At 68.1% G+C, this 12,918-nt stretch carries 10 protein-coding genes and 1 pseudogene; 3 read left to right on the forward strand and 8 right to left on the reverse strand.

Going from position 1 to position 12,918, the window contains the following annotated elements; translation table 11 throughout:
- Positions 1-44 precede the first annotated feature (44 nt).
- Positions 45-878: an alpha/beta hydrolase-fold protein gene (locus tag NM962_05550; GenBank protein UVO14566.1), complete on the forward strand. Its 834-nt coding sequence runs from the start codon at positions 45-47 to the stop codon at positions 876-878.
- A gap of 1 nt (position 879) precedes the next feature.
- Here the strand turns inward: NM962_05550 and NM962_05555 are convergent.
- The 4 genes and pseudogenes from NM962_05555 to NM962_05570 form a co-directional block, all read right to left on the reverse strand.
- Positions 880-1,143: pseudogene (locus tag NM962_05555) on the reverse strand (hypothetical protein).
- 125 nt (positions 1,144-1,268) lie between these two features.
- A complete protein-coding gene (locus NM962_05560) occupies positions 1,269-3,350 on the reverse strand; it encodes a heavy metal translocating P-type ATPase (protein UVO14567.1) in 2,082 nt (693 codons plus the stop codon).
- Between the two features lie 26 nt (positions 3,351-3,376).
- Positions 3,377-3,676: a hypothetical protein gene (locus NM962_05565; protein ID UVO13571.1), complete on the reverse strand. Its 300-nt coding sequence runs from the start codon at positions 3,674-3,676 to the stop codon at positions 3,377-3,379.
- On the reverse strand, positions 3,676-4,212 hold the full coding sequence (locus NM962_05570) for a hypothetical protein (GenBank protein UVO13572.1): 537 nt from the start codon (positions 4,210-4,212) through the stop codon (positions 3,676-3,678). The genes NM962_05565 and NM962_05570 overlap by 1 nt, the downstream gene beginning before the upstream one ends.
- A gap of 158 nt (positions 4,213-4,370) precedes the next feature.
- Here NM962_05570 and NM962_05575 point away from each other — a divergent pair, with 158 nt between their 5' ends.
- Together NM962_05575 and NM962_05580 are read left to right on the forward strand one after the other, a co-directional pair.
- Complete coding sequence (locus tag NM962_05575) at positions 4,371-6,539, forward strand: cellulase family glycosylhydrolase (protein UVO13573.1); 2,169 nt, start codon at positions 4,371-4,373, stop codon at positions 6,537-6,539.
- Between the two features lie 15 nt (positions 6,540-6,554).
- Entirely contained in the window at positions 6,555-8,732 is a 2,178-nt protein-coding gene (locus NM962_05580; protein ID UVO13574.1) for a cellulase family glycosylhydrolase, read from the forward strand.
- A 5-nt stretch (positions 8,733-8,737) separates the two neighbouring features.
- Here NM962_05580 and NM962_05585 read toward each other — a convergent pair whose 3' ends face one another.
- The 4 genes from NM962_05585 to hemC form a co-directional block, all read right to left on the reverse strand.
- Positions 8,738-9,178, reverse strand: a complete 441-nt coding sequence (locus tag NM962_05585) for a hypothetical protein (GenBank protein ID UVO13575.1) — start codon at positions 9,176-9,178, stop codon at positions 8,738-8,740.
- Entirely contained in the window at positions 9,175-10,146 is a 972-nt protein-coding gene (gene hemB, locus NM962_05590) for a porphobilinogen synthase (GenBank protein ID UVO13576.1), read from the reverse strand. Before hemB ends, NM962_05585 begins: the two co-directional genes overlap by 4 nt.
- Positions 10,147-10,219: 73 nt before the next feature.
- Positions 10,220-11,938 carry a uroporphyrinogen-III synthase gene (locus NM962_05595; protein ID UVO13577.1) on the reverse strand — a complete coding sequence of 573 codons (1,719 nt, stop codon included), beginning with the start codon at positions 11,936-11,938 and terminating at the stop codon, positions 10,220-10,222.
- A 43-nt stretch (positions 11,939-11,981) separates the two neighbouring features.
- Positions 11,982-12,917, reverse strand: coding sequence for a hydroxymethylbilane synthase (hemC, locus tag NM962_05600; protein UVO13578.1), 936 nt, complete (start codon positions 12,915-12,917; stop codon positions 11,982-11,984).
- Position 12,918: the final 1 nt, after the last annotated feature.

Consider the following 12,918-nt stretch of genomic DNA (forward strand, 5'->3'; position numbering starts at 1 on the left):
TCAATACCGCGGCGTGCCGGGGCAAACCGAGCATGCGCCACGCGATGATGCTGTACATGGCAGATTTGACCCGCCGGGCTGCTTTGCGCCTCGGGGTCGGTGCCGCGGGGGCTGTAGGCCTGTTCGGCGTGGGTGCGGGGCGGCACCCGGCCGAGTCGCGGGCGACCGGTAGTACCTATCCGACCCGCGAATCCGGCTCGTTCGTGTCCGCGGCCCGCGGCGGGGTGGAGACCAATTGGATCATCGCCCGCCCGCCGGGACAGACCGCTCCGCTGCGGCCGGTGATCGCCCTGCACTGCCTGGACGGCGACGCGGCCTGGGTGATGGATCTGGGCGTGGAAGAGGAGCTGGCGAAGCTGACCGCAGCGGGCCGGCCGCCGTTCGCGGTGGTGGCCGTGGACGGCGGCAACACTTATTGGCGCCGGCACAGCTCCGGGGAGGATTCCGGTGCGATGGTGCTCAATGAGCTGATTCCGATGCTGCCGGAGAAGGGCATCGACATCACCCGCGTCGGGTTCATGGGCTGGTCGATGGGTGGCTACGGCGCGCTGCAGCTGGGCACCCGCCTGGGTCCGTCGCGCACCGCGGGGATCTGTGCCATCAGCCCGGCGATCTACATGACCTATTTCGGCGCACCCGCCGGGGCGTTCGACAGCGTCGATGACTGGCGGACGAACTCCGTGTTCAATCTGGTGCCGCGGCTGGCTCCATTCCCGCTGCGCGTCGACTGCGGGACGGCGGACAGCTTCGCGTACGCGACCAAGAGCTTCATCGGCCAGCTGAATCCGCCGCCGGCAGGTGGGTTCTCCCCCGGCGGACACGACGTGTCCTATTGGCGGGAGCAGCTTCCGGCCGAGTTGGCCTGGCTGGATTCCTGATCTACTGGGCCTGATTCATCGGGTTCATCGGGCTGGCCGGGTTCGCCGGGTTCATCGGATTCATCGGACTTTCCGGGTTCGCCGGGTTCGCCGGGTTCATCGGATTGGCTGGGTTGTCCGGGTTCGCCGGGTTCAGCGGACTGTCGATGTTGGCCGGATTGGTCAGGCTGTCGGGGCCATAAGGACCGGCGTTACAGACCGCATTCGCGTTGGCGATGCAGTCGCTGGGGCTAAACGGGTCAGGATTGGCCGGATCCGCACCGGCCGGCCCGGATAGCGTCAGAGCAAACGCCGCCAGACCGGCGCACACCGCCCCTGCCTTCGCGATCACACCGTGTGAAACGTTGCGTGCATACATAGCGCAAACTCCCTGTTCGACTTTTCCGGACCTTACCGCGCGAAACGTCGAAGCCGCAGGCTATTGGTCACCACCAGAACCGACGAGGCCGCCATCGCCGCGCCCGCGATCATCGGGTTGAGCAGCCCGGCCGCCGCCAGTGGGATCGCCGCGATGTTGTAGCCGAACGCCCAGATCAGGTTCTGCCGGATGATCCGCAGTGTGCGTGCGGACAGCCGCAGCGCTGTCGGAACCGTGCCGAGGTCACCACGCACCAGCGTCACGTCACCGGCCTCGATGGCGGCGTCGGTGCCAGTTCCCATTGCCATCCCGATGTCAGCGGTGGCCAGCGCCACCGAGTCGTTGACGCCGTCACCGACCATGGCCACCCGCCGGCCCTGCGCCTGCAGCCGCTTGACCGCCTCGGCCTTGTCCGCGGGCAAGACGTTGGCGATGACGTTGGCCGGATCGATCCCCACCTCCTCGGCCACCATGCGCGCTACCGCCGCACCGTCACCGGTCAGCAGCATCGGTGTGATGCCCATGGCCCGAAGCTCCGCCACCGCGGCCGCGCTGGTGGGCCGCACGGTGTCGGTCAGGGTGATTGTCCCGCGCGCCACCCCGTCCCAGGAGACCTCGACGGCGGTCCCGGTTGCGTGCGCCGCGGCCGATCGGGTGACCTCCACCCGCACACCGTCGACCACCCCGGTCACGCCGTGGCCGGGACGGCTGGCGAACTCGGTCACCTGGCCGATCTCCAGGCCGCCGGCCTTGGCTCCGGCAACGATAGCCGCGGCGATCGGGTGCTCGGACCCCGATTCGACGGCGGCGGCTCGGGCCAGCACGGTGTCGGGGTCCTCGCCGCGGGCGACCGCGAGACCACCCACAGCCATGACACCGGTGGTGACCGTGCCGGTCTTGTCCAGCACGACGGTGTCGATGTCCTTGACGGCCTCCAACACCTGGGGGTTCTTGATCAGGATGCCGAGCTGCGCGCCGCGGCCGGTGCCCACCAGGATCGCGGTCGGCGTGGCCAGCCCAAGCGCGCACGGGCAGGCGATGATCAGCACCGCGACCGCCGCGGTGAACGCCGACGCGACAGATGCACCGGTCAACAGCCAGGCAGCCAGGGTGAGCGCGGCGATCCCCAGCACGGCGGGCACGAACACCGCCGAGACCCGATCGGCGAGCCGCTGGACGGACGCCTTGCCGGCCTGGGCATCGGAGACCATCGTGGCCATCCGGGCCAGCTGGGTGTCGGCACCGACCTTGGTGGCACGGACCAGCACCAGCCCGGTGGTGTTGAGCGAACCGCCCAGCACCGAGTCACCGTCGGCGACGTCCACCGGCAGCGATTCGCCGGTCATCGCCGAGGTGTCCAGCGCAGTGGCGCCGTCGATGACCACACCGTCGGCGGCAACCCGCTCCCCTGGCCGGACCACAATGACGTCGCCCACCCGCAGATCCGCGATCGGCACGCGAACCTCGGTCAGCACACCGTCCTCGCGCCGCATGATCGCGGCGTCCTTGGCCCCAAGTTCCAGCAATTCCCGCAGCGCTGCGCCCGCCGAACGTTTGGCGTGCGATTCGGCGTAGCGGCCGGCCAGCAGGAAGACCGTGACGACCGCGGCCACCTCGAAATACAGATGGCCCGCCCCGGTGAGGACCGCAACCGCCGACCACAGATAGGCCGCAAGAGTGCCCAGCGAAACCAGGGTGTCCATCGTGGCGGCGCGATGGACGGCAGTACGCAGCGCGGCGACGTGGAACGGATAACCGCCCCACGCCACGATTGGGGTGGTCAGTGCGAACACCAGCCACTGCCAGCCGCTGAACTGCCAGGGCATCACCATCGACAGCGCCACCACCGGCACAGCCAGCAATGCCGAGCCGACCAGCCTAGAAAGCAATCGACCCGCCGGCACTTCGGCATGTTCGGAGGCGTGCTCGTCGGCCGAACCAACCACGGCGGCCTGATAACCGGTGCTCTCCACGGCGCGCACCAGGTCGGCGGCCGAGACATTCGGATCGTGTTCGACGCGGGCCCGCTCGACCGCGAAGTTCACCGTGGCGTGTACCCCGTCGAGGGCGTTCAAGCCGCGCTCCACCCGCGCCGCGCACGACGCACAGGTCATTCCCCGCAGCTCGAGGTCGGTAGTGATCACCCCGCCGATGATACCGCAGATACCCCCACGGGGTATTCGGCCGTCGAGGCGCCACGAGCCCGGCGTAGGCGCGCGGCGCCAACCACCGCCAGCACCCCGGCGGCGGTCGCCAACACCCATGCCAGCAGCAGCATGCGTGGGTGATAGGTCACCGAGGTGGTAGCCGGTTCGCCGTCGATGACCGGCGCGACCAGCACCAGATAGCGCGCCTGCAGCCAGCTCATCGCGCAGCCCACCGCCGCGACGACGGCCAAGGCCAGCTCGACCACGGCCCGGAGAATCGGGGCTGCCCTCATCAGGTCGATCCGTCCTCGACATCGGTTTCGGCAGGCCCACCAGGCGGGACCGTCTCCGGAATCAGTTCACTAAGCACGGCACGAAACCCGCGATGATCACGCGCCCAGGCCTGCACCGTGCGCCGCCCGGCCAGCCTTAATCCGACACCCACCCGGCGTCGAGGTACCCCGCTCAGCTCGCCCAGCGCGCGGGATTCCTGCCACTTCTGCGGCTCCCGCTTGCCCCAGCCGCTAGGCCGCTCGGCCTCGGGGTAGATCGCCAGGATGTCGGCCACCCGAATGGTTTCGGTGCCCTGCCGCAACGTGTCTGCCGTCAGCTCGACGGAGGTGTGGATACGCGCCGCCTTCACCTGGATGGCGAGCATCGTCGAAACCAGCACCAACAACACGGTGGGAACCAGGGGCTGAAAGCCGTAGCCGCCGGAGTTCTGAATCAGCACCAGCAGTCCCGCAGAGATCGGCCCGAACAGCACCCAATACCAGCTGGCACCGCGCTCGAAGAACAGCGGTGCGGCGTGCGGCGGAGGCTCAGACATGTCGGGTCAGCCTAACGCGGCCCCGCGGCTAGCAGCACCGGGCCACAACCTCCAGTCGGTTTTGGCGATCCTTGTTGTTACGCACCAGTAGATTGGGCTAATTTATGCTTTTATATATGTTTCGCACAGGTTTTCCTGCAGCTTGGAGATGAACCAACATGATGCGCCGCAACAGCTCCGCAGCAAACCTCTACATGAGCAACGAGGTCGTCGGTTTTGCCGCTGCCATCGGCACGTTTCTGACTTTCGGAGTGGCGTCACCGCTTGCTGCCGCTCCGGCCGCCCAGGCCGACTTCGCCGACGCGATCGACGCAGCCTTCGCGCCCTTCTTGGACGCCACCTCTGGCAATCTCGAGTGGGATGCGGCGTTCTCCCCCACGGCGTGGGATGCCTTCCTGGCCCCGGCCCACTGGGACACCGTGCTGGCCGCACTGGACGACTCCGCCCTGGCCGGCCCCGCCGTCGCCGATCCGAACACATTGCTGCTGCAGTACTTCTACACCCCGATCCACGCCGGCATCGAAGGCTGGATCAACAGTGACCTCGGCCAACAGGTCAACCATCTCATCAACCAACCGTTCCTGGCACTGACCGGACGCGCCCTGATCGGCGACGGCATCGACGGCACCGCCGAACACCACGACGGCACCGACGGCGGCTGGCTGTTCGGCGACGGCGGTAACGGCTGGAACAACACCGAAGCCGGTGGTATCGGAGGCGGCGGGGGCGCCGCTGGCATGTTCGGCAACGGCGGCCTCGGCGGCAACGGTGCCGACGGGGGACTTGGTGGCAACGGCGGTGACGGCGGCAACGGCGGCTGGCTGATGGGCATCGGCGGCCTCGGCGGCAACGCCGGAGACGGCACCTACACCGGTCCCGGGGATCTACCCGGCCTAGGCGGAGCCGGCGGCAACGCCGGCATGCTGCTGGGCACCCACGGCGACCACGGCCACTACGGCACGCTGGCCGGCGCCCCGGCAGCCGTCGCCGGGATCACCACCGCCGGCACCTGGATCACCGACGCCGACGGTCGGGTGCTGATCATGCACGGCTTCAACGAGGTTTATAAGAGTCCGCCCTATGCACCGTCGGCCGGCGGCTTCGACGACGATGACGCGGCGTTCCTGGCCGCCAACGGCTTCAACTCGGTCCGGGTCGGCGTTATCTGGGCCGGCGTGGAACCGGAACCCGGCGTCATCGACTACAACTACCTGGCCTCGATCAACCAGACGGTACAGATCCTGGCCAACCACGGCATCGTCAGCGTCATCGACTTCCACCAAGACGACTTCGGCCCCACCTTCGGCGGCAACGGCGCACCGGAGTGGGCCGCCCAGACCGGCGGAATACCGATCATCGACTTCGGCTTCGGCCTCAACTACGTGCTGAACGCCGCCGCGAATCACGCTTTTGGTGCGTTCTGGTCCAACGCCGAAGGGCCCGACGGAGTCGGACTGCTAGACCACTACGCGCGGATGACCCAGGCCGTCGCGGACTACTTCAAGGACGACCCCAACATCGCCGGCTACGAGGTCATCAACGAGCCGTGGTCGGGCTCGCAATGGCTGTCAACGGTCCTGGGCAGCCGTTACTTCGAAGCCCAACAACTGACCCCGTTCTATAACCAGGTCAGCGCCGCGATCCGCTCCGTCGACCCCACCACACCACTGATGTACGAGCCGAACGTGGTGTTCAACGAGGGGATACCCACTCAGCTGGGTACAGTCGACGACCCGCACGGCGTCTTCGCCTTCCACGACTACTGCATCACGACGCTGCTGTTCCCCGGCAGTGACTTCGGCTGCTCACTGTGGCAGATGTTCGCCCAGGACATGGGGGCGAAATACGCGGATGCCCACAACATTCCCGCGCTGGTCACCGAATTCGGCAACAGCAGGCTCATCGGTGGCCTCGACGACTTCCTGACGGAGGCCAACAGTCAGCGGTTCGGCTGGCTGTACTGGGACTACGGCCTGGCGATGGGGCCAAACCTCAACGGTGGCGTGGTCGACGACCAGGCCGACAACCCCGTACTGACCACTCTCGCCCAGCCGTACCCGCAAGCGATTTCCGGCACCCCGGAGTCCTGGTCCTTTGCCGACGGCATCTTCCGGTTCAGTTACTCCACCGAGATGGCCGGCGGCTCCGGCCACTTCGGCGCCGGCACCCAAACCGAGATCTCGATACCGGCACTGCAGTACCCCGACGGCTACCAAGTCAGCGTCACCGGCGGACACGTCGTCTCGGCCCCGGGCGCCCCCATCCTGGTCATCGCCTCGGACGGTGGTGCGAGCACCGTCAGCGTCGTCGTAACCCCCTCGGGCTAGGAGATACACGTCACCATGAAGAGCCGCCAGCAGCGTGGGACTATCGGATTCGTTGGTGCCACCGGCACGTTTCTGACTTTCGGTTTCGCGCCGCTCGCTCCGGTGGCCCAGGCTGATTTCGATGGAGCGGTCGATGCGGCTATGGCGCCTTTCTTCGACGCGACGACCGGCACCCTGGACTGGGACGCGGTGTTGTCCCCGACCGCTTGGGACACCTTCTTGGCGCCGGGGCACTGGGACGCCGTGCTGGCCGAACTGGCCGGCACCGCCCTGGCCGGCCCCGCCGTCGCCGATCCGAACACCTTGCTGCTGCAGTACTTCTACACCCCGATCCACACCGGCATCGAAGACTGGATCAACAGTGACCTCGGCCAACAGGTCAACCATCTCATCAACCAACCCTTCCTGGCACTGACCGGACGCGCCCTGATCGGCGACGGCATCGACGGCACCGCCGAACACCACGACGGCACCGACGGCGGCTGGCTGTTCGGCGACGGCGGAAACGGCTGGAACAACACCGAAGCCGGCGGCACGGGCGGCGCCGGCGGCCACGCCGGCATGTTCGGCAACGGCGGCCTCGGCGGCAACGGCGCCGACGGGGGACTCGGCGGCAACGGCGGTGACGGCGGCAACGGCGGCTGGCTGATGGGCAACGGCGGCCTCGGTGGCAACGCCGGAGACGGCACCTACACCGGCCCTGGCGACCTCCCCGCCCTCGGCGGAGCCGGCGGCAACGCCAGCATGCTGCTGGGCAACCACGGCGACCACGGCCACTACGGCACACTGGCCGGCGCCCCGGCAGCCGTCGCCGGGATCACCACCGCCGGCACCTGGATCACCGACGCCGACGGTCGGGTCCTCAATCTGCACGGGTTCAACGAGGTCTACAAGATTCCGCCCTATGAGCCGTCCGCCGGCGGGTTCAGCGACGATGATGCGGCGTTCCTGGCCGCCAACGGCTTCAACTCGGTCCGGCTGGGCGTCATCTGGGCGGGCGTGGAACCGCAGCCCGGCGTCATCGACTACAACTACCTGGCCTCGATCAACCAGACCGTGCAGATCCTGGCCAACCACGGCATCGTCAGCATCATCGACTTCCACCAAGACGACTTCAGCCCGGTCTTCGGCGGCGAGGGCGCACCGGAGTGGGCCACCCAGACCGGTGGGCTGCCCAACCCCGACATCGGATTCGGCCTCAACTACGCACTTAACCCCGCGCAGAACCACGCCTGGGACATGTTGTGGTCCAACGCAAAAGGCCCCGACGGAGTGGGCCTGCTGAACCACTACGCGCGGATGACCCAGGCCGTTGCGGACTATTTCAAAGACGATCCCAGCATCGCCGGCTACGAGATCATCAACGAGCCCTGGGCCGGCTCCACTTGGCTTTCAACGATATTCGGCAATTCTTTCTACGAAGCTCAACAGCTGACCCCGTTCTATAACCAGGTGAGCGCCGCGATCCGGTCGGTCGACCCGACCACACCATTGATCTACGAGCCGAACACCCTGTTCAACGAAGCAGTACCGACGCAGCTGGGTCCGGTCGACGACCCGCATGGCGTCTTCGCATTTCACGACTACTGCATGTTGACCAGCATCAGCGCGGCACTCTCACCACTGTGCCCGGGATACATCGAGCTGCTGGCCGAGAACGGCGAGGCATACACGACCACGTACGGCGTGCCCGGACTCATCTCGGAGTTCGGATCCGGGAACGGCGCCGCGGAAGCCATCATGGTGATGAACGCCGCCGACCAGCGCATGTGGGGCTGGTCGCAGTGGGCCTACAACGGGGTACCCGCCATCACCGGCACCGCCCCCGGAAATGCGCTGGTCTTCGACCCGAGCAAGCCGCCCGTCGGCGACAATGTCGATTGGTCCAGGCTGGAAGCCACGTCCGCGCCATACGCGCAGGCCGTCGCCGGCACCCCGACCTCCTGGTCGTTCAACGCCGGCACCTTCCAGCTCAGCTACTCCACCGAGATAGCCGGCGGCACAGGACACTTCGCCGCCGGATCTCAGACCGAGATCTCGGTACCGTCTATCCAGTACCCGGACGGCTACCAAGTCTCCGTCACCGGCGGGCACGTGGTCTCGGCCCCCGGTGCGCCGGTGCTGATCATCGCCTCGGACAGCGGCGCCACCAGTGTCACCGTCACCGTGACGGCCGCGGGCGGCAGCGGATAAACCGGCTACCGGACGAAGTAGGCGTGCGCCTCGGATCGGTGCAGCAGAACGGTTCCCGCGGCGATCAGCACCGATCCGAGAATGCCGGTGACCGCCACAACCATCGCGACCGCCGGCCTGGCATCGGCGTGCCACAGCGCGCTGACCGCATTGACCACCGCGGCGATCCCTCCGCCGGTCAACACAGTGCGCGCCCAGCGATACCCGGAACGCATCAACAGCAGAAACGTCGCCACCACCACGACCACCACGATCGCCGTCAGCGCGATCATCGGGTAGGTGACCGCGGTCGCGGGGATCTCCGGGGCGGTCAGCAGGTTCACCACGTATCCGCACGTCATCAACGGGAGGGCGGCCAGCCACAGCCAGAACGCGGTATCGACGTCCGCGGGACGGTCCGGGAGAGCCTTGCCCGGGGGCTGCGGCCCCTCGGGGGGAGCCGTCACGCCAGCCAACCGGCCGCTTCGGCCGCCCAGTAACTCAGCACAATGTCGGCGCCGGCACGCCGGATCCCGATCAGGGATTCCAATGCCGCGGACCGTCCGTCGATCCAACCGTTGGCAGCGGCCGCCGCGATCATCGCGTACTCGCCGGAGACCTGGTAGGCGGCGACCGGAACCGAGGACACCGCGGCGGTCGCCGCGATCACGTCCAGGTATCCCATGGCGGGCTTGACCATGACGATGTCGGCGCCCTCCGCGAGATCGAGAGCCACCTCGCGCATCGCCTCGCGGGCATTGCCGGGTTCTTGCTGGTAGGTGCGGCGGTCCCCGTCCAGAGAGGAGGCGACCGCGTCCCGGAATGGGCCGTAGAACGCCGACGCGAACTTTGCCGCGTAGGCCAGGATCACCACGTCGCTGTGGCCGGCGGCATCCAAACCGTCACGGATGGCGGCCACCTGACCGTCCATCATCCCACTGGGACTGACCACGTGCGCACCCGAGTTCGCTTGTGCGACAGCCAGTTCTACGTAGCGTTCCAGAGTCACGTCGTTGTCCACCCGACCCCGGTCGTCGAGCACGCCGCAGTGACCGTGATCGGTGAATTCGTCCAAGCAGGTGTCGGCCATCAACACGGTGGCATCGCCGAGGTCGGCGGCCAGGTCGCGCAGCGCCGCGTTGAGCACGCCGTCGGGGTCGGTGCCCGCCGAACCCGCGGCGTCTTTGTCGGCATCGCGCGGCACCCCGAACAGCATCAGCCCACCCACCCCGGCGGCCACCGCGTCAGCAGCGGCGGCACGCAGCGAGCCGCGGGTGTGCTGATAGACACCGGGCATGGAGGCAATCGGCCTCGGCTCGTCGATCCCGTCGGCGACGAACATCGGCAACACCAGATGCCTTGGCTCCAGCGATGTTTGAGCCACCAACCGGCGCAGTGCCGGAGTGGAACGCAGCCGACGGGGACGCTCTCTCACGCGTTGACTCTGCGGTGGGGGCGAAGGCTACTCGCACTTTTTCGCCGTGGACGCAGAGTCAACGCGGGATGAATCATCGCCTGCGGCTCTTCTTACGCGGCGGCGGCAACGCACCCTCGGCTCGCAGTCGCGCAGCGTGCTCGGCCAGCGCGTCGACCAGCGGACCCACTGCCGCGGTCTCCGGCTGCACGTCCACCCGCAGCCCGAATTCGGCTGCCGTCTCGGCGGTCTTGGGGCCGATGCAGGCCACCAGGGTCCGGGCGTGCGGCTTGCCGGCGATGCCGACGAGGTTGCGCACCGTCGAGCTCGAGGTGAAGCACACCGCGTCGAACCCGCCGGTCTTGATCATCTCGCGGATGGTCGCCGGCGGCGGAGCGGCCCGCACGGTGCGGTAGGCGGTAACGTCCTCGATCTCCCAGCCCCGCTCGCGCAGCCCTTCGGCCAGCGTCTCGGTGGCGATGTCCGCACGCGGCAGCAACACTCGGTTCACCGGGTCGAAAACATCGTCGTAGGGCGGGAATTCGTCCAGCAGGCCCAGCGAGGACTGCTCGCCGGACGGCACCAGCTCGGGGCTGATCCCGAACGCCCGGACCCGCTCCGCGGTGGCCTCGCCGACGCAGGCGATCTTCACCCCGGAGAACGCCCGTGCGTCCAAACCGAACTCGGCGAACTTCTCCCACACCGCGCGCACCGCGTTGGTCGAGGTGAACACCACCCACTGGTAGCGGCCGTCCACCAAACCCTTGACGGCCCTTTCCATCTGGGCTGGGCTGCGCGGCGGCTCGACGGCGATGGTCGGAACCTCGATCGGTGAGGCGCCGTGCCCGATCAGCCGGTCGCTCATCTCCCCGGCCTGGTCCTTGGTGCGCGGCACCAGAACCGTCCAGCCGTACAGTGCGCGACTCTCCCACCAGTTCAGCTTGGCCCGGTTGCTCACCGTCTTGCCGACGGTCACCACCAGCGGCCCGGCCGAGGTCTCCTGGCCGTTGGGCAGGATGACCGGGTCGATGCTCGCCAGCGCCGACGCCTCCGTCAGGCCGCCGAGGCTGGACTCGATCGAACGCTGCGCACAGGTGGTCCCCGAGGTGGTGACCACGCACGGCGTGCCGTCCGACAGGCCGTACTCGATCAGGGTGCGGGCCGCCTCCGGCAAGTGCGAAGTAGTGGCCTGCAAGATCAGTGGCCCCGGAGCGGCGGCCAGCGCGCCCCAATCCACGTTCGGGTCGCGGACATCGGCCACCGTGTGCGACGAACCGAGCGGCAGACCGGCGTAGGTGGGCACCGCACTGGTGGCGGGCAGGCCCGGAACGATCTCGAATGCAACGTTGGTGCGAGCCACCGCGTTCACCTCGGTGATGACCGCGTCGATCGACAGCGGGTCACCGGCGACCAACCGCACCACGTCGGTGCCCGAGCGCGCCTCGGCCGCCAGGATCTTGGCCACCTCGGCCGGCTCGCCCAGCGCCGGGCGGATGTCGGGGCCGCCCGGAACGGTCGCAGCAGCCTCATCGGCAGCGTCATCGTCGGCGCCACCGGCGCTGCCGGCCGCGTCGTCACTGGCCTTGTCCGTCTTGGGGGCCGGCAGCATCGGACCGGCGATCGGAGGCAGATCCGTGCCGACCAGCGCCAGCACCGCCTCGGGCACATCCGGGTCGATAAACACCAGCGCGGCATGCGTCAGCGCCGTCCGTGCCCGGGTCGTCAGCAGACCTGGGTCGCCGGGACCCGAGCCGACGAAAACGATACGGCCCGGCTTGGGCTTCTGCCCTCGCACGCTCACCTGGCGAGACATTCCGTACTCCCCGTCACTTCTCACTCACTTCCGACGCACGTCTTCACCGTGCGTCCGCCATCAGCTCGCGCGCACCCAACTCGAACAGTTCCGCCGCGACCGACACGCCCAGTTCCCGGGCTCGGTCCGGACTGCCGATGCCGGACGCGCGGATCACGTCGGATCCGTCCAGCGCCGCTACGCAAGCGCGCAGCGACAGCTCATCGAAGACCCGGCCGTCCTCATCGATGGACTCGACCACTTCGGCGATCGCGCCCACCGGTGCGGAACAACCCGCCTCCAGTTCGGCGAGCAGGGTCCGCTCGGCGGTGACCGCCAGGCGGGTGTCGGCGTCGTCCAACTCCGCCAGCAGCTCCGCCAATGCCGTATCACCGGCGCGGCACTCCACCGCCAGTGCCCCTTGGGCCGGAGCCGGCAACATCTGTACCGGTTCCAACGTCTCGGTGACCGCGTCGAGGCGTCCCAGCCGGGCCAGACCCGCCCGGGCTACCACGATGGCGTCGAGTTCGCCGCTGCTTACCCTGTTCAACCTGCTATCTAGGTTGCCTCGTAGGGGGCGAATTTCCAAACCGAGACCCAGTGCTCTAAGCTGTGCTGCCCTTCGCGGCGAAGATGTGCCCACTACGGCACCCGCCGGCAACTCCCCCAACACCAATCCGTCACGCGCCACCAGCGCATCCCGCGCGTCCTCACGAGGCGGATTTGCGGCAAGCAGGAACCGGGAGTCGGCAGCGGTCGGCAGGTCCTTGTGCGAGTGCACGGCAGCATCGACTCGGCCGTCGAGAATGGCCTCGCGCAGCGCAGCGGTGAACACCCCCACGCCGATATCGGCGATAGGCCCGGACGTGACATCCCCGGCCGTGCTGATCACGACCAGTTCAGCGGGCTGTCCAGCAGCCACCAAGGCATCACGGATGGTCCCGGCCTGGGTGGTGGCCAACAAGCTGCCCCGGGTACCGATGCGGATTACGTCACCCAAA

Source organism: Mycobacterium sp. SVM_VP21, assembly GCA_024758765.1.
Taxonomy (GTDB): Bacteria; Actinomycetota; Actinomycetes; order Mycobacteriales; family Mycobacteriaceae; genus Mycobacterium; species Mycobacterium heraklionense_C.

Excerpts from the sequence above, each read along its gene's own strand:
- NM962_05560 (UVO14567.1), bottom strand. The coding sequence starts at position 3,350 with ATGACCTGTGCGTCGTGCGCGGCGCGGGTGGAGCGCGGCTTGAACGCC.
- NM962_05595 (UVO13577.1), bottom strand. The coding sequence starts at position 11,938 with ATGTCTCGCCAGGTGAGCGTGCGAGGGCAGAAGCCCAAGCCGGGCCGT.
- NM962_05580 (UVO13574.1), top strand. The coding sequence starts at position 6,555 with ATGAAGAGCCGCCAGCAGCGTGGGACTATCGGATTCGTTGGTGCCACC.
- NM962_05570 (UVO13572.1), bottom strand. The coding sequence starts at position 4,212 with ATGTCTGAGCCTCCGCCGCACGCCGCACCGCTGTTCTTCGAGCGCGGT.
- NM962_05575 (UVO13573.1), top strand. The coding sequence starts at position 4,371 with ATGATGCGCCGCAACAGCTCCGCAGCAAACCTCTACATGAGCAACGAG.
- NM962_05565 (UVO13571.1), bottom strand. The coding sequence starts at position 3,676 with ATGAGGGCAGCCCCGATTCTCCGGGCCGTGGTCGAGCTGGCCTTGGCC.
- NM962_05550 (UVO14566.1), top strand. The coding sequence starts at position 45 with ATGATGCTGTACATGGCAGATTTGACCCGCCGGGCTGCTTTGCGCCTC.